Annotated in this window: 12 protein-coding genes; 6 read left to right on the top strand and 6 right to left on the bottom strand. The window is 62.1% G+C overall.

The features are described 5' to 3' along the window. Positions 1-27 precede the first annotated feature (27 nt). Positions 28-2,445 (bottom strand): endopeptidase La, encoded by a 2,418-nt coding sequence (lon, locus tag BBI10_RS24325; protein WP_065992480.1) that lies wholly within the window; start codon positions 2,443-2,445, stop codon positions 28-30. 251 nt (positions 2,446-2,696) lie between these two features. On the opposite strand from lon, the gene BBI10_RS24330 reads away from it, so the two are divergent. The 4 genes from BBI10_RS24330 to BBI10_RS24345 are packed head-to-tail and all read left to right on the top strand — an operon-like array spanning position 2,697 to position 7,046. Further along, complete coding sequence (locus BBI10_RS24330) at positions 2,697-3,368, top strand: methylamine utilization protein (protein WP_065992481.1); 672 nt, start codon at positions 2,697-2,699, stop codon at positions 3,366-3,368. Further along, on the top strand, positions 3,365-5,710 hold the full coding sequence (locus tag BBI10_RS24335) for a bifunctional diguanylate cyclase/phosphodiesterase (RefSeq protein ID WP_065992482.1): 2,346 nt from the start codon (positions 3,365-3,367) through the stop codon (positions 5,708-5,710). The genes BBI10_RS24330 and BBI10_RS24335 overlap by 4 nt, the downstream gene beginning before the upstream one ends. Before the next feature lie 14 nt (positions 5,711-5,724). Next, positions 5,725-6,615: a DUF3034 family protein gene (locus tag BBI10_RS24340; protein WP_065992484.1), complete on the top strand. Its 891-nt coding sequence runs from the start codon at positions 5,725-5,727 to the stop codon at positions 6,613-6,615. Continuing rightward, positions 6,615-7,046, top strand: a complete 432-nt coding sequence (locus BBI10_RS24345; protein WP_065992485.1) for a group I truncated hemoglobin — start codon at positions 6,615-6,617, stop codon at positions 7,044-7,046. The genes BBI10_RS24340 and BBI10_RS24345 overlap by 1 nt, the downstream gene beginning before the upstream one ends. 198 nt (positions 7,047-7,244) lie before the next feature. Here the strand turns inward: BBI10_RS24345 and BBI10_RS24350 are convergent, their stop codons facing one another. Then, positions 7,245-9,677 carry a glucose/quinate/shikimate family membrane-bound PQQ-dependent dehydrogenase gene (locus BBI10_RS24350; protein ID WP_065992486.1) on the bottom strand — a complete coding sequence of 811 codons (2,433 nt, stop codon included), beginning with the start codon at positions 9,675-9,677 and terminating at the stop codon, positions 7,245-7,247. A 113-nt stretch (positions 9,678-9,790) separates the two neighbouring features. Next, the gene (locus tag BBI10_RS24355) at positions 9,791-11,161 is read right to left on the bottom strand and encodes a carbohydrate porin (RefSeq protein ID WP_083233255.1); all 1,371 of its coding nucleotides are present in this window, start codon (positions 11,159-11,161) and stop codon (positions 9,791-9,793) included. A gap of 556 nt (positions 11,162-11,717) precedes the next feature. Here BBI10_RS24355 and BBI10_RS24360 point away from each other — a divergent pair. Beyond that, positions 11,718-11,945 (top strand): VF530 family DNA-binding protein, encoded by a 228-nt coding sequence (locus BBI10_RS24360; protein WP_065992489.1) that lies wholly within the window; start codon positions 11,718-11,720, stop codon positions 11,943-11,945. Between the two features lie 33 nt (positions 11,946-11,978). Further along, a complete protein-coding gene (locus BBI10_RS24365) occupies positions 11,979-12,641 on the top strand; it encodes a Pr6Pr family membrane protein (RefSeq protein WP_065992491.1) in 663 nt (220 codons plus the stop codon). A gap of 74 nt (positions 12,642-12,715) precedes the next feature. On the opposite strand, the gene BBI10_RS24370 is transcribed toward BBI10_RS24365, so the two are convergent. From BBI10_RS24370 to BBI10_RS24380, 3 genes are all read right to left on the bottom strand, one after another. Continuing rightward, on the bottom strand, positions 12,716-13,486 hold the full coding sequence (locus tag BBI10_RS24370) for a siderophore-interacting protein (RefSeq protein WP_065992496.1): 771 nt from the start codon (positions 13,484-13,486) through the stop codon (positions 12,716-12,718). After that, entirely contained in the window at positions 13,483-14,076 is a 594-nt protein-coding gene (locus BBI10_RS24375; RefSeq protein WP_065992498.1) for a PadR family transcriptional regulator, read from the bottom strand. The genes BBI10_RS24370 and BBI10_RS24375 overlap by 4 nt, the downstream gene beginning before the upstream one ends. Before the next feature lie 120 nt (positions 14,077-14,196). Then, positions 14,197-17,319: a transglycosylase domain-containing protein gene (locus BBI10_RS24380; protein ID WP_065992500.1), complete on the bottom strand. Its 3,123-nt coding sequence runs from the start codon at positions 17,317-17,319 to the stop codon at positions 14,197-14,199. Between the last annotated feature and the right edge of the window lie 118 nt (positions 17,320-17,437).

Consider the following 17,437-nt stretch of genomic DNA (forward strand, 5'->3'; position numbering starts at 1 on the left):
CCCCTGTGGAAGTGATGCTGGTCCGTCTTAGAACAATATCTTCGCCACATCCGCAAAGCGTTTAGCGAAGTGTGCGGTGATGCCTTCTTTCAGGTAATCCGGCAGTTCTTCGAAGTTGCCACGGTTGGCTTCCGGGAGGATCAGCTCGTAGATCTTCTGCCGCCGCGCCGCAATGACCTTCTCCCGCACGCCGCCAATCGGCAGTACGTGGCCGGTCAGCGTCAGTTCGCCGGTCATCGCCACGCCTTTTTTGGGCGCCTGGTTACGCGCCAGCGACAGCAGCGCGCTGGCCATGGTCACGCCCGCACTTGGCCCGTCTTTCGGCGTCGCACCTTCCGGCACGTGCAAGTGGACGAAGGCTTCGTCGAAGAAGCTCTTATCGCCGCCAAACTTCGCCAGATTGGAGCTGACGTAGCTGTAAGCGATTTCGGCAGATTCCTTCATCACGTCGCCCAGCTGTCCGGTGAGCTTGAAGCCGCGGTTGAGCGTATGGATCCGTGTCGCTTCGATCGGCAGCGTCGCGCCGCCCATGCTGGTCCAGGCCAGGCCGGTGATCACGCCGGTGCCCGACAGCACTTGCTCGTTGCGGAACACGGCCATGCCCAAGGAGGCTTCCAGCTCTTTCGGGCCGATCTTGACCACGGTGTCCGGGTTGTCCAGCAGCTTGACCACCGCTTTGCGCACCAGTTTGCCCAGCTGTTTTTCCAGCTGCCGCACTCCGGCTTCCCGCGCGTACCCGTCAATCACCGCGCGCAATGCACTGTCGCTGATCATCAGGCTGTTTTTCGAAACGCCGGCCTTGGCCAGTTGCTTGGGCCACAGGTGGCGCTTGGCAATGGCGAGCTTTTCTTCGGTGATATAGCCGGACAGCCGAATCACTTCCATACGGTCCAGCAGCGGGCCGGGGATCGAGTCCAGGGTGTTCGCGGTGCAGATGAACAGGACCTTCGAGAGGTCCAGACGCAGGTCCAGATAGTGGTCGAGGAATTCGACGTTCTGTTCCGGGTCCAGGGTTTCGAGCAGCGCCGAGGCCGGGTCGCCCTGGAAGCTCTGGCCCATCTTGTCGATCTCGTCGAGCATGATGACCGGGTTCATGACCTCCACGTCTTTCAGCGCCTGCACCAGCTTGCCCGGCTGGGCGCCGATGTACGTGCGACGGTGGCCCTTGATCTCGGCCTCGTCGCGCATGCCGCCAACGCTGAAGCGGTAGAACGGACGGCCCAGGGATTCTGCGATGGATTTGCCGACGCTGGTTTTACCCACGCCCGGCGGGCCGACCAGCAGCACGATGGAGCCGGAGATTTCACCCTTGTAGGCGCCGACGGCGAGGAACTCGAGGATGCGGCTCTTGATGTCATCGAGGCCGGCGTGGTGTTGATCGAGCACCTTGCGCGCATGTTTCAGATCGAGCTTGTCGTCACCGAACACGCCCCACGGCACCGAGCTTGCCCAGTCCAGGTAATTACGGGTGACGGCGTATTCCGGCGAACCGGTTTCCAGCACCGACAGCTTGTTGATCTCTTCGTCGATGCGCTTGCGCGCCTGCGGCGGCAGGGTCTTGCCCACCAGACGCTCTTCGAACTGTTCGATGTCAGCGCTGCGGTCGTCCTTGGTCAGCCCCAGTTCCTGCTGAATGACTTTGAGCTGTTCCTTGAGGAAGAACTCACGCTGGTGCTCGCCGATCTTGCGGTTCACTTCGGCGGAGATTTCTTTCTGCAGGCGCGCGACTTCGACTTCCTTGCGCAGCATCGGCAGTACTTTTTCCATGCGCTTGAGCACGGGCACGCAATCGAGCACCTGCTGCAGCTCGACGCCTGTGGCGGAGGTCAGGGCAGCGGCGAAGTCGGTGAGCGGCGACGGGTCGTTGGGGCTGAAGCGATTGAGGTAGTTCTTCAATTCTTCGCTGTACAGCGGGTTGAGCGGCAGCAGCTCCTTGATCGCGTTGATCAGCGCCATGCCGTAGGCCTTGACCTCGTCGGTCGGCTCGTTGGGCTGATGCGGGTATTCGACCTCCACCAGAAACGGCGGGCGGTGGTGCTTGAGCCAGGTCTTGATGCGCACGCGGCTCAGGCCTTGGGCGACGAACTGCAGCTTGCCGTTTTCACGGCTGGCGTGGTGCACCTTGACCAGCGTGCCGTACTCCGGCAACGCCTTGGTGTCGAAATGACGGGGATCGTCGGGCGGGGTGTCCATGAAGAATAGCGCCAGGGAGTGGTGATCAGACTTGCTGACGAGCTCCAGCGTTTCGGCCCAGGGCTCTTCGTTGACGATGACCGGCAGCACTTGGGCGGGGAAGAAAGGACGGTTGTGGATCGGAATGATGTACACCTGATCCGGCAGGTTCTGGCCGGGCAGGGCGAGGCGCTTGCTGTCGGAGCCGAGGATTTCGTGCTCGTGATCGTCGTCCGGGTGCGGCTGGTTGGCGTCGGATTGCTGGTCGCTCATGGGGCACCTGCATAAATGGAGATGAGCCTTAGATGGGGCAGATTGGCTCAGGTTTCAATAGCGTCGGTCGATAGCAATGACGGGGGATCGTTTTAAAGCCTGTAAGGCGTTGCGCCAGGCCTTGGCATTCCACTAATGAAGGCCATGTGCTTTGCTGGAAGTCCGTCTGATATCGCTGACCGCCGATGTGGGCTACGCTGGAAATCATCGCCACGGAGGCTCTGCCGGCCTCGCTGTCTGGAACATCTGTCATGCGCCACGTTTTTATTTCATTGTTGCTGGTTGTAACCGCGCTGCAGGGCACCCTTGCCAGTGCGGCCAGCCTGACCGCCGAATTCGTTGATGCCCAGGGCAAGCCGCTTCCCGACGCGGTGCTTACCCTGCGCGGCGCAACGGCGCCGCCTGCCGGGCCGATGAAAGCCGACATGGACCAGCGCGATGTGCAATTTGCCCCCCACGTGCTGGCCGTCCGCAGTGGGACGGAAATCAGTTTCCCCAACAGCGATCAAATCCGCCATCAGGTGTATTCGTTCTCGACGCCCAAGCGTTTTGAATTGCGGTTGTATGGTGGTACCCCGTCGGCCCCCGTGCTGTTCGACAAGCCGGGCGTGGTCGTGCTCGGCTGCAACGTCCACGACAACATGATCGGGTATGTGTACGTCACCGACGATGGCTGGTTCGGCGTCAGCAACGACAAGGGCGCGCTGACCCTGGATCAAGTGCCCGCCGGTCACTACGCCGTCACTCTCTGGCACCCCCAGGGGGCCGACATGCTGCCCGTGTCCGGTGGCGACATCGACATCCCGGCCGGCGGCCTCAAGCAACGGTTTACCATCGCTGTGCAGCCCAACGCTGATAACACCCCGGCCGCGCCGACGCCCAGCGCGTTCGGCGATGCCTTTCATAAAGCAGCCCACGAATGAAGGTGCGCATCAGCTTTCAGGCGCGGATTGCCGGCGTGTTGATCATGCTGCTGCTGATCGTGGTCTTCGCCGTGTTTATTGCGGTGAGAGCGGCGACCCAGGACGCGGTTCGCAAGCAGGCCCAGGCACAGCTCGAAGTCGGCACCCGGGTGTTCGAAGGTTTGCTGGAAATGCGCGGCAAGCGGCTGCGCGACGCCGTGCAATTGCTGTCCACCGATTTCGGCTTCCGTGACGCCGTGGCATCGGCGGACTCGGCGACCATCCGCTCGGTGCTGCTCAATCACGGCGCCAGAATCAACGCCAATGACATGTTCCTGCTGGGCATGGACGGCACGGTCATGGCCAGCACCGTCGCGCAGATCCCCGAAGGCTCGCCGTTCCCCTACACCCAGGCGTTGCGTGAGCTCAAGGGCAAGAATCAGTCGATGCTCATCGTGCCGTTGCAGGGCCAGCCGCACTTGCTGGTGGAGAGCACGGTCCTCGCACCGCTGCCGATTGCGCGCGTGGTGATGGGCTTCAGCATGGACGGTGATCTGGCGCAGGAACTGCGCTCGTTGAGCGGTTTGCAGGTGTCGTTTCTGTCGATCGTGCAAAAGCAGCCGGGTCAGATGATCAGCACCCAGCCGGCGCCGCTGTTCGACAGCCTGCGCGGGGTGATGATGAACCCGCCCAGCGACGAGATGCAGATGACCGAGCATCAGAACCAGAGCTTTCTGAGCAAAACCCTGCGCCTGGGGAGCAACAGCGACAGCGAGGTCGTGGCCCTGCTGCAGAGCCCACTGGATCAGGCCATGCAGGCATTCGCGCCGCTGGACAAGACGCTGTTCTGGATCACTGTCGTGGCGCTGGCGTGCTCGCTGGTCGGCGCGTTGTTACTGGCGCGCAACCTGTCGCGGCCGGTGAGTGCCCTGGCCCAGGCCGCCCGGCGCATTGGCGAAGGTGATTACGCTACCCCCGTGGTGCTGGATCGCCGGGATGAACTGGGGCTGCTCGCCAGCGCTATCAATTCGATGCAGAGCGGGATCGCCGAGCGTGAGCTGCAACTGGCCCACAACGCCCTGCATGATCCGCTCACCGGGCTGCCCAATCGCGCGCTGGTCATGGAACGCCTCGGCAGCGCGGTCATTGCTCAACGGCCAGTGGCCCTGCTTTATCTGGGCATCGATAACTTCCGCGCGATCAGCACCAACGTCGGTCTCGAGGGAGTCGAGCAACTGCTGCGCATCATCAGCGAGCAACTGCAGGAGCCGCTGCGTCCCGGTGATACGGTGGCGCGGCTCTCCGACAACGAATTTCTGCTGCTGGTGCACAACGCTGAAACCGACAGTGCCGTCGCGGTGGCCGACCGGCTGCAGCGTCTATTGGTCAAGCCTCAGCGCATTGGCGAGCAGGACATCGCGATGGATGCCTGCATCGGCATCGCGGCCTATCCGGCCAATGGCGATTCGGCGTCCGAGTTGCTCAGACGTGCCTCCATTGCGCGGCAAGACGCGGCGCAGCTGCCGGGGCGTCTGCAGGTCTACGTGGACGGTCGCGATGTCGCCCACTTGCGCCAGATCAGTCTGATCCGCGACCTGCGTCAGGCCGCGCGCAATGGCGAACTGTCCCTGCATTACCAGCCCAAACTGGATATCCGCAACGGCCGCGTGACTCAGGCCGAAGCCTTGCTGCGCTGGCAGCACCCGCAATTCGGCTCGGTGTCCCCGGCCGAGTTCATCGTGCTGGCAGAGCGCACCGGCAGTATTCAGATCCTCACCAACTGGGTGATCGAAGAAGCCCTGCGCCAGTTGGCCGAATGGGCGTATCGCGGTCTGGTTCTGCAAGTGTCGGTGAACATCTCGGCGGACGACTTGTTGGACGGCAACCTGGCTGACCGCGTTGCTGCGCTGCTCAAGCTGTACCGCGTGCCGGCCGAACAGTTGATTTTCGAGATCACCGAAAGCGCCATCATGCGCGAGCCCGAGCAGTCGCTGAAGGTGCTCAATCGCCTGCGCGAATTCGGCATCAGCCTGTCGGTGGATGATTTCGGCACCGGTTACTCCTCGCTGGCGCACCTCAAGCGGCTGCCGGTGCAGGAATTGAAGATCGATCAGTCCTTCGTGCGCGATCTGGATGAAACCAGCGAAGACGCCGTCATCGTGCGGTCGACCATCGAGATGAGCCACAACCTGGGCCTGAAGGTGGTCGCCGAAGGCGTCGAGTACGAACACAGCCTCCGTTTGCTGGAGCGGTGGCATTGCGATACCGCGCAAGGCTACCTGATCAGCCGTCCGCTCGATGCGATCGCTTTCGAAGCCTGGATTGCCCGCTCCCAGCTCCCACCCCGCATGACGGTGTATTGATGGAACACGGATTTATGGCACGACGCCTTTCGACGTACTTGAATCCCGTGCTGCTTGCCAGCGTGGTCGGAGGCTGTGCGACATGGTTCGCGCCGGCAGCCGAAGCCGAGCAGGGGCGCCTGATCGCCACCGGCGGCGCCAGCAGCATTGAAGGCGGCGCAGGCGGCGGGATCATCCCCTGGGCCATGCTGGCCGGGTATGACGAGCAGGGCGAGTGGGGCGGCAACGCGTTCGCCACCCACGTCGACTTGCCGGACTACACCCTCGATGTGGTCGGCGCTGCAGCGTCCTACGGCAATCGAGTTGAGGTTTCCTACGCCCATCAACGCTTCGACCTGGGCTCACTGGTCAGCAAGCTCAACCTCCCGGATGACAACCTCACCCAGGACATCTTCGGCGTGAAGGTTCGCCTGTTTGGCGACCTGATCTACGATCAGTTGCCGCAGGTGTCGGCGGGGCTGGAATACAAACACCAGAATGATTTCCTCATCCCCAGCCTGGTGGGCGCCAAGCGCGATTCGGACGTCGAGGGTTATGTCACCGCGAGCCGTCTGTTCATGGGCGCGGCCTTTGGCTACAACCTGGTGGTCAACGCCGGCCTGCGTTACAGCCGTGCCAACGAAACCGGGTTGATGGGCTTTGGCGGCGACCGGCGCGATACCCGCAGCGTACTGAAAGAGGGCGGCGCAGCCATCCTGTTCAACCCGCACTGGGCAGTGGGCATGGACTACCGCGAGAAGCCCGACAATCTGTCGTTCGCCGGCGAAAGCGACTGGGCGGACTTCTTTGTCGGCTGGTTTCCCAACAAGCATGTTTCCGTGGTGCTGGCCTACGCCCGGCTCGGTGAAATCGCCACGCTGGACAACCAGAACGGCACCTACCTTTCCGTGCAGGGGAGTTTCTGATGGGGCGGTCTCTGTGGCTGATTCTCGGGCTCAGTCTGTCGTTGCTGGCGGGGTGCGCCCAACAGCCGCCCAAGGACGACAGCCTCTATCACGACCTGGGCCAGCGCGCCGGCATCCAGAAAATCGTCGAAGGCATGCTGCTGCACATTGCTCAGGATGACCGCATTTATAAATACTTCGCCAAGGTCGACATCGTTCGGGTACGCGACAAGCTGGTGGAAAGGTTTTGCGTCGAAGCCGGCGGGCCGTGCACGTACACCGGTGACTCCCTGGAAGAAGTGCACAAGGGCATGAAACTCAGCCGCAGCGATTTCAATGCGTTGGTCGAGAACCTTATCGATGCGATGAACGAGCAGCACATTCCGGTGACGACGCAGAACCGCTTTATTGCCAGGCTGGCGCCCCAGCGTGGTGAGGTGATCGAAAAGTAGGGGCGCTAAAGGGGACCGCAAAAGGGGACAGATTTATTTAACGCAAAAGGGGACAGATTTATTTACGGTGAAGCGTTGTAAATAAATCTGTCCCCTTTTGAGCGGTCCCCTTTTGAGCGTTTCGGCGCGCATAAAAAAGGCGGTCACCTTTCGGGACCGCCTTTTCTTTTACTGCACGACGCTAATCAGCGAAGCGGATCAATCCGGCAGTTTGTAGGCGATGACGTAATCGCCCTGTTTGGTGCCCAGCGAACCGTGACCGCCTGCAACGACCAGCACGTATTGCTTGCCGTCCTTGCCGGTGTAAGTCATCGGCGTGGTCTGGGCGCCTGCTGGCAGGCGGCCTTCCCACAACTGCTTGCCGTTACGAACGTCGTAGGCGCGCAGGTACTGGTCCAGCGTGGCACTGAGGAACGACACACCACTGGCAGTGATGAACGTGCCGCCCAGGCTTGGAACGCCCATGGTCAGCGGGATCGGAACCGGCGCGCTGTCACGCACGGTGCCGTTCTTGTGCTTCCAGATGGTCTGGTGGTTGGTCAGATCGACCGCCGCCACATAACCCCACGCTGGCGCCTGGCACGGCAGGCCCATTGGCGACAGCATTGCTTCGAGGATCACACCGTAAGGCGCGCCCTTGTTCGGCTGCACGCCTTCGGTTTCGCTCTTGCGACCCGGGCCGCCTGCGACTTCAGCCGCCGGCACCAGTTTGGAACGGAACGCCATGTAGCTCGGGTTCACGAAAGCAATCTGACGCACCGGATCGACCGAAATGCCGCCCCAGTCGAACACGCCGAAGTTACCCGGGTACACCAACGTGCCTTGCAGCGACGGCGGAGTGAACGGACCTTCATAACGCAGGGATTTGAAGTCGATGCGGCACAGCATCTGATCAAACGGCGTCACGCCCCACATGTCGCGCTCTTTCAGCGGCGGCGGCATGAAGTTCAGGTCGGACTTCGGCTGCGTAGGCGAGGTGTGATCGCCGGCGACAGCGCCTTGGGGTACAGGGATTTCGTTGATCGGCACGATGGGCTGACCGTTGCTGCGGTCCAGCACATAGATGCTGCCCTGCTTGGTCGAGGCCAGAACAGCAGGCTTCACGCCGTCAGCGGTTTTCATGTCCATGAGCGTTGGCTGACCGCCGACGTCCATGTCCCACAGGTCGTGGTGGGTGAACTGGAAGCTCCATTTCACGTGACCGGTGGCGATATCCAGCGCGACCAGACCGGCGCTGAATTTCTCCGAGGCCTCGGTGCGGTCGCCGCCCCACTGATCAGGCATCTGGTTGCCCATCGGCAGGTAGAGCATGCCCAGCTTTTCGTCGACGCTGAACATCGACCACATGTTGGGCGAGTTGCGGGTGTAGGTCTTGCCCTCGGCAAGCGGCGTGGTGTCGTCCGGATTGCCGCTGTCCCAGTTCCAGACCAGACGGCCGGTGTGCACGTCGAACGCACGGATCACGCCTGACGGCTCGTCGGTGGAAACGTTATCGGTGACGTGACCGCCAATGACCACGAGGTCTTTGGTCACTGCCGGTGGCGACGTCGAATAGTAACCGCCCGGTGCGTAAGTGCCGATGTTCGCGCTCAGGTCGATCGAACCGTTGGTGCCGAAGTCTTCACACATCTTGCCGGTGTCGGCGTTCAGGGCGATCAGACGGGTGTCGGCGGTTGGCAGGAAGATGCGACGCGGGCAGGCATTGGCTGCGCCGGCAACCGCTGGAGCAGCAGGGCTTTGCGCAGGTGCGGCAGCGTCGGTCGGCGCGGTGGCAGCGTAGGCGGCGTCATCGTGATACGACACGCCACGGCAGGTCATGTGCGCCCAACCCTTGAAGTTGGCCGCCTTGCCGCTGCTGATCTTCGGATCGAAGCGCCAGATTTCCTTGCCGGTGTCCGGGTCCAGTGCGATGACCTGGCTGTGCGGCGTGCAGACGTAGAGCATGCCGTTGACTTTCAGCGGGGTGTTTTCGGCCGTGGTCTCACCCGGGTCGTTCGGACCCGGAATGTCGCCCGTGCGATAGGTCCACGCCGGGACCAGCTTGCTGACGTTGTCCGGGGTGATCTGCGACAGCGGCGAGTAGCGATCGCCGAAGGCCGTGCGGCCGTAGGACTGCCAGTCGCCGTCAGGCATGGCCGGCGCGGCGCTGGTGGTGCCGGCGGTTTCGCGGTCCAGCTGGCCTTTGATTTCACCGGGGTTAGTGAATTGGCTGGCCAGCGCGGCGATGCCTGCCACGATCACAGCGGCGCCCAATGCGCGGGTACCCGTATCACCGACCTGGCCACGCAGGACCGGACGACGGAACCATGGCAGCAGCATCACGATGCCCAGGGCAAACCAGAGTGCCAGACGCGGCACCAGCTGCCACCAATCCAGACCCACTTCCCACAGCGCCCATACGGTACTGGCGAACAGCACCAGTGCGTACAGGCCGAATGCCGCGCCGCGACCCATCATCAGCAGGACGCCGGTGATGGCGAAGCCGATGCCGGCCAGCAGGTAGTAAAGCGACCCGCCCAGCGTCAACAGTTTGATGCCGCCGACCAGCAAGGCCAGGCCCATTATCAGAATGACCAGCCCGAGCAAGCTCGGAAGCAGGCGACCCTTACCGAAAGCACCCTCAGTGCTCATAAGTGTTGTACTCCGTAACGATGTGGTGGTTAACGCGTGTTGGCGTGAAGGCGCGGCCGTTTAGCCATGCCTTCAATGCCGATGCCTGGGTGCAGACGGGCGAGCTGGGCTGATCAGAACGAGGACTGGATTTTCAACCCCGCGACCAGCGCGTCATCAACCTGATTCACACCGCCCGGACGGCGGATGAATTGCAGGTTCGGGCGCACGGTCAGCCAGTTGGCGACGTGCACGCCGTAGTAGATTTCGGCGTTGTATTCGGTGTCCTGCACGGGCAGAAACGCCGGGTCGTTGTAGTCCGCAACGCCTTCGGCCTGATTGCGCAGGTTGCTGTTCTTGCGGTACGCCGGGTTGACGTGGATGCGGCTGATGCCGACGCCGATGTCATCCTCGGGGCGCGCATCGAACGGGCCTTTGTACGTCGCACCGAGGGCAACGAAGTTGTCGATCATGTTGGTTTTCTTGTCGTGCAGCGTGCCGTTGGCGAACAGGCTCAAGCCGCGGTCGTTGTCGCTGGACTCGCTGGTGACTTGCTGGCGCAGGGTCAGCCACATGCCGTGTTTGCTGGACGACGAGGCGTAGTCATCGCCACTCCGGGCGGCGTATCGACCGTTGCTGTCCTTGGAAACGTCGCTGCTGTCGGCGGTGCTGTAGTAGTAACCGGCGCGGTATTCGCCCGGCAGGCCGTTGACCTTCGGCGACCAGACCACCTCGACCGGCAACACGGCGCCCTGGGTACCGCTGCCGCTGAGTTTGAAGGCGTTATCGTTTTCCAGGTTGGAGGGGTTCTGCTCGAACGCACCGACCTGCACGAACAGTTCAGGGCTCAGCTGATATTTGACGCGCATTGCCCACTGGCTGACCGGCCAGTTGTACCAGATCCCGCCGTCCCAGTTGCCGACCTGGGAGCCGCACAGTGCCAAGTTCTGGAAGTCGCACGGGAAGGTGTTGAAATCTTCGCCTTCATTGAATCGGCCGACCTTGACGCTGAGGGTCTGGTCGAGAAATTTCTGCTGGTACCAGAGGTCGGTCAGGCGTGTGACGTTGCCGCGGCCCCAGACTTCCTGGGACGACGAAATGGTGCCGGTGCGCGGATCGCCCACGCGGTCGTTGCTGATGTTGTCGCCGTTACGGTTGGTGAGGGTCAGTTGAAATTCAGCGTCGTGCCAGCCGAGGATCTTCTGCAAATCCATGTGCGCACCGAGGGCGAACTGGTCGCTGTAACGGGTCGCCTTGTCATGGTTGTAACCGCCGTGCAGGTTGGAGCCCACTTCGACGACTGAGTCGAGCTTGAAGTCGTAGCCCTGTTCGGAAAGCTCACTGCGCTTGCCGCCCCAGTCACCCAGCATCCACGGCGACGCGCTGTCGAACGCCGGTGCAGCATGGGCACAGCTTGCAAACTCCAATGCGGCAAGGCTCAGGGCGCTGGCATGACGAAGGGCTCGGGACGATTTGCAGGTCGGGCGTTTCAGATGACGGGGCATAGGGCGTGAGATCTTTTTGAGTTATTCGAGAGCAAAGGGCGACGCCGCTCGCAATGCTTGGGAGGCGCATTGCAAGGTCTTAATCAATGACGAGTTAGCCGTTTCAGCGTTTAGGGCGGCGATGATAGGACGCTAACGTTTTTTTAAAAAGTCAAAATTGCGACATGGATCATTGCGGTCGGTGTAACAGTGGTGGGAGCCCCGGGTAGCGCTGTCCTTTGTTTAGGTAGGCCGTCTCTTCGACGGCGGGTAAGGGCGGTATGCCGCGACCGTTGCAGGTGGCGCATAGATGAGCGTTGAGCAGGCGTGATCAGGTGGCAGGATTCAGCGGTGCAGCGGCTGTTCCTTTGCGGCTGAATGAATGCGATCAAATTGTGGGACCGGCTTTAGCCGGGAAAAGGCCGGATTGAACGCCGCAGATTTACGGCGTGGCGGCTGGCGCTTTCCCGGCTAACGCCGGTCCCACTATCACCCAACCCTTCACACCCAGCGGTGGGTCCGCTAAGGTGCGCAGCTCGCGAAACTGTCTTGTCCCACCAGCGTCCATAGGCCCGTCATGACCACACCCAACAACAACCCGCTGCACGGCGTGACGCTGGAGCAGATACTCATTGCGCTGGTCGAGCATTACGAATGGTCGGGTCTGGCCGAGCGCATTGAGATTCGCTGCTTCAAGAGCGATCCGAGCATCAAGTCCAGCCTGACGTTTCTGCGCAAGACGCCCTGGGCGCGGGAGAAGGTCGAAGGGTTGTACATCAAGCTGGCGCGCAGCAAGCGTCCTTGAACTGACTCGCCGATTGCCAAGGATCTGACCGAAATGCACAGCCCCCCGTTGCACCTGTCGCTAGGCCGGCGCCGCTTCATCAGCACGGCCGCCATGCTTGGCTGGTTCGGGCTTGCGGTGCAGCTCTATCTGATTCTCTGGGGGCGATGGATCGACCACGCCAGCCTGCTCGGCGGCCTGGTGCGCTTCTGCAGTTTCTTCACCGTGGTGACCAACACGCTGGTGGCGGTGGCGCTCAGCTGCGCGGTCATTGACCGGCATTCGGCGGGGTACCGATTCTTCCGTTCTCCCGCTGTCTGCGCCGGCATCACCACCAGCATTATTCTGGTGAGCCTCGCTTACAACCTGCTGCTGCGCCATCTGTGGACGCCCCAGGGCTGGCAGTGGATCGCCGATGAATTACTGCACGACGTCATGCCGCTGCTGTTCCTCGGCTACTGGTTGTTCTTCGTGCCCAAGGGCCTGCTGAAACCCAGGCATGTGCTGATGTGGATGCTGTATCCCGTCGTCTACTTCGGTTATTTGCTGTTGCGCGGAAATGCCTTCGGTGACTATCTCTATCCGTTTCTCGACATTGGCACGCTGGGCGTCGCTAAAGCCCTGACCAACGCGTTGGGCGTGCTGGCGGGTTTTGCGGGAATCGGGGCAGTCATTTTCGGGACAGACAAGGTTTTGGGCCGCCGAGGGCAGTCCTAAACCTCAATAGTGCCGGGGCGCCCCGAATCTGGCGCGCCGGCAGCATTCAATCATCTTCGGCGACCTCAACCGCCTCACTCCTCGTCCGAACCGTCTGCGCGCCAGTAACCTGCTGCCTTGACAGCCGCCTCGTCCAGCGTGAACTCATCCAGCAGCACTCGCCGTACCTTGCGCGACAGGGACGATTCGGTCGCTACCCAGGCATACAAGCTGCCCTGCGGGCGGGTCAGTTTGCGCGTGACTTCAAGCAGATCTTGCTGACCACGCACCACCCAAATCACCTCGATCTGCGCATCGCTGGTCAGCGCCTGGCGCTCCGCTGCGTTATCAATTTCAACGACCACCAGCGCACGCCGACCGGCCGGCAATGCCTCCAGCCGACGACCGATGGCGGGGAGGGCGGTCTCGTCGCCGATCAGCAGGTAGCTGTCGAACATGTCCGGCACGATCATCGAGCCCCGGGGCCCGGCGATATTCAGCGTTTGCCCGGCTTCGGCCTGGGCCGCCCAAGTCGCTGCCGGACCGTCCCCATGCAGCACGAAATCAATGTCCAGCTCGCCGGACTGCGGGTCGTAGCGACGCGGGGTGTAATCGCGCATCGCCGGGCGCGGGCCTTCAGCGTTTTGCAGCGGTGCATCACTGTCCAGCGCCGCCTGCTCTTCGGGCGTAGTGGCGAACAACAGTTTGACGTGGTCGTCCGTGCCCAGACTGATGAACCCTTCAAGCTCCGGCCCGTGCAAGGTGATGCGGCGCATGCGCGGGGTGATGTCGGTCACCCTCAGCACCTGCAGCGTGCGACGTTTGATCTCGTGGCTGACGCGGTGAATTCCCTGGGGTGCATTCATTCAGATTTCTCCGCAGCGGGTTGTTGGCCGTCGACGATGGCTTTCGCGGTGTCGTTCAGCAGGTCGCGAACCCGCAGGATCTCCTCAGGGTTCCAGCGGCCGTGGTGCATCTGCAGCGCATGACGCAGGTTATGCACGGCCTCGTGGATTTCCGGCGGACGATCATGCCCACGCAACGAGCGCTTGCTGACTTCGATGCGCATTTTCACGCCATCCAGCGCGACGGCCTGTTCGGTCAGGAACTGCTGGCCGGCCTCGGTGATGCGATAGCGTTTTTTGCCGCCGTCGGCATCGCCCTGGATCAACTCGCTTTCTTCCAGAAAGGTCAGCGTCGGATAAATCACGCCGGGGCTCGGGCTGTAGGCGCCGTCGAACAGCGCTTCGATCTGGCGAATCAAGTCATAGCCATGGCACGGCTGATCGGCGATCAGCGCCAGCAGCATCAATTTCAGGTCGCCTGGGGCAAATACCCGAGGCCCACGGCCACCGCGTTCACGGCCGGGACGTTTCTCGAAACCATCGCGGCCGTCGCCGTGTTCGCCGAAGTGTGGGCGGTGGTGGTGGGGGTGATCGTGTGAGTGGTCTTTCATTTTTTTCATCTCTTGGTACAAGTTAGATATACCTTAAGATATATCTTATTGTTTCCGCAAGATGGGTTAAGACGAACGGTTGTCGTCCCGTTTCAGAGGCATGGGATCGATGGATACCGGTTACAGAAGCGTGGCCACCTGCGTAGGGACGGGCGCTTTGCACTGGGTGAAAGTGCCCGGCTCCAGGTAGGGATTGAGAATCGGCGCCATGCCTTTGAGGACTTGCACCGGAAGGGCGGAGGTGAATTTGAAGCTCTCGGCGGCGCGTCCCGGGACGTAGGCCGTCAGCGTGCCGTAGTGGTTGTCGCCGATGAAAAACACGAACGTCGCGGTGCGGTTGATGGCCTTGGACGCCAGGATTCGACCCCCTGCGCCAATGCTTTCGATACGGTTGTCGCCCGTGCCGGTCTTGCCGCCCATGGCCAGCACGCTGCCGTCACGGGTTTTGAAACTGCCGGACACGCGCCTTGCCGTGCCGGCATCGACCACCTGGGACAGCGCCTCGCGCATGGCTGCGGCGACTTCCGAGGGCAGCACCCGTTTGCCCAGCTCGGGGTTGTTGATCAGTTGCGTTTCGTACGGTGTCTGCGCGGCAAAGTGCAGGCTGTCGATGCGCAACACCGGCAGGCGGATGCCATCGTTCTGGATGATGCCGATGAGTTCCGCAAGCGCGGCGGGTCGATCACCGGAACTGCCAATGGCGGTGGCCAGCGACGGCACCAGATGATCGAACGGATACCCCAGCCGCTGCCAGCGCTGGTGGATGTCGAGAAACGCTTCGATCTCCAGCATGGTGCGAATGCGGCTGTCGCGCGCGCTCTTGTGCTGGCTCTTGAACAGCCAGCTGTAGACCTCCTGCCGCTCGAAACGGCTGGCCGCGACGGCATCCTTGAACGTGGCGTCCGGGTTCTGGAGCAGATACCCCACCAGCCACAGATCCAGCGGATGAACGCGGGCAACGTAGCCTTGATCCGGCAGATCAAACTTGCCGGGGCCGTAGGCGAAATAGAGGTCGTCCAGGCGCTTCTCGGTGAGCGCCGTTTTACCCTTTTCCCCGGCCATGTGCGCCCGCACGAACGCATTGAACGCGCTTTGCGAAGCGTCAGGCAGCAGGTAACGGTGCACGGCGGCAAGTCGGCTCGCGGCAGGATGTACCCCGTCGAGGAAGGTGTCGAGTCGGTCTTGGGTGGATTTGTTTTTGTAACGCTTCCAGAAGCGCAGCAGGAACGACTTGCCCTCGCGGTCGGCGAAATCGGCCAGGTATTCCTGGCGCCTCGGATCGCTGTCGTCCTTGAGCAACACCGCGCTGTTGTTGGGCCCTTGGTAGGTGGTGTAACGCACCAGATCGCGCATCAGGCGAATGAACGGCAAGTTGATCGACTCGCGCAACGCCTCGCGAAGGGTGGGGTTGCGCGCGTTGTCCTCCCGGCGAAAATTATTGAAATGATGCAGGCCGCCGCCGGTGAAAAAACTTTCGCCGGGGCTGGCCGAATACTGACGATCGAGGGCTGCAGCGAGCATCTTCGCGAGGTCTCGATCGTTGTTCTGAATCAGGTAGTCCACCGCCCAGCGGCTAAGGCGGTCGGACTCTTCGACCGGGATTTTTCTCAGGGCGCTGGCGGGCAGATCGACGTACTTGTCGTGCAGCTCGGCGATGATCTGCAAGTACGTCGTCAGCACGCGCATCTTGGCCGTCGACCCCAGCTCCAGCTTGCTGCCCTCGTTGATGTCGAACGGCTGATCCGTGCTGTCCGTCTGCACCCGCACCCGCGAGCCATCAGGGTCGCGCTCGAACAGGGTAAAGCTGTAACGCACCGCCTGGGTGCTGGCCGGCGTCAGCAGATGCTCACCGATCAGCCCCATCTGACCGGCAAATTCGGGCTCGGCGAGGTCGCGCAGGTACTGGCCGACGCTGACCTGCAGGTCGTTTTGCAGCGTGCTGGTGGCCGAGAGGTCCAGGCGGTCAAGGTCGTAGAGCGAACGGTTGAGCATGCTCGACAGCCGCGTGCGGGCGACGGTGATGCCTTTGTTGCTCTCAATCGGTTGCACGGTCGGCTGCTGCACCCAGTCGCGATAGGACACGCTGGCTGCCAGAGCGGCGTCGGCCAGCGGTTGATCGATGACATGGTTCTGCGCGAGCACGCGCAGATGGCTGTCAGTCAGATCCGCGAGCTCCTTGCGCCCCTTCGCCAGAAAGTGCGAGGGCCTGCGCTGCGCGATCACCAACGACAGGACTTCGCGCAGCGCCAAGCCCTGCGCCGTCAGGGTTTTATCGTCTTTTGCCGTCGACGCCAGCAACTGGTTGGTGCGGTCGAAGTCCGCGCCGTACCAGACCCGCAACCCTTCGGCCATGCCGTGGACTTCACCATGACCCGGGACCGCCGACAGCGGCACGCTGTTGAGATAGTCCCGCACCACCCGCTGCCGCGCCTCAAGGGTCTGCCGCCCCGGCTGATAAGCGCGAACGCTGGCGGACACCATCTGACGAATCTTCTCGCTGCCCGACAGCGTCAGGCCGTCCGGCGAGTGCCGGTACTTCTCCAACTGTGTCGCCAACGTGCTGCCACCGGCCGACTGCCCCGGCAACCCCACCATTTTCGCCACCTGAGAGAGCGCCGCCTTGAAGAACCTTGGCCAATCCACCGCCGGATTGGCCAGCGGGCGCTGATCATCCAGCAAGTCGCGGTTCTCGATGAACAACAGGCTGTTGACCAGCACCGGTGGGATCGCGGCAAAGGTCGGGTACAGCTGCTGCGGATAGGTGTACTGATACAGCGGCGCGGCGCGACAGTCAGAAATGGTCAGGCCGGATTGAATCTTCTCCTGATACGGGACGAAGAAACCGCGCTCGGCGTAGGACATAAGATCAGGGGAGAAACGCGCCTGGGCGCTGATCAGGTAGTCACGCTTGAGCAAGCGGGGCAGGAATTCGCCGAGGGCGGAATAGCCCAGACGCTTGTCGAAAGGCCCGTCACCGGGATACACAATCGCGTCGCTGGGACCGGCTGCGACGGTGTAGCTCAGGCCTTGGGCCAGATGACTGAACTCCTGCGCCTGCAAACGGGAGCTGCGCACCTCGGTCGAGACCACAAATCCCAGGATCACTGCTGCCATCAGCACCGCCACCAGCAAAAACCGCCACACGTAACGCCGTGGGCGAGCATGGGCTGGCACTGATCCGTTTCCCTGACTGTCAGCCTTGACCGCAGCCTTCTTCGTATCGGAATGCCAAAAAGCGCCCATATCGTAAGCCCGGTCAAACCTGCACATCGCACTTGTTACAAGCGTAGACGCTGGTGGGCGCGGGTGAAGAGTTTGTGACCGGCGCTCGGTCGGGTTCTTTAGGAGGCACGTTCGTCAT

It is taken from the genome of Pseudomonas graminis, assembly GCF_001705435.1.
In the GTDB taxonomy this organism is placed as follows: Bacteria; Pseudomonadota; Gammaproteobacteria; order Pseudomonadales; family Pseudomonadaceae; genus Aquipseudomonas; species Aquipseudomonas graminis_B.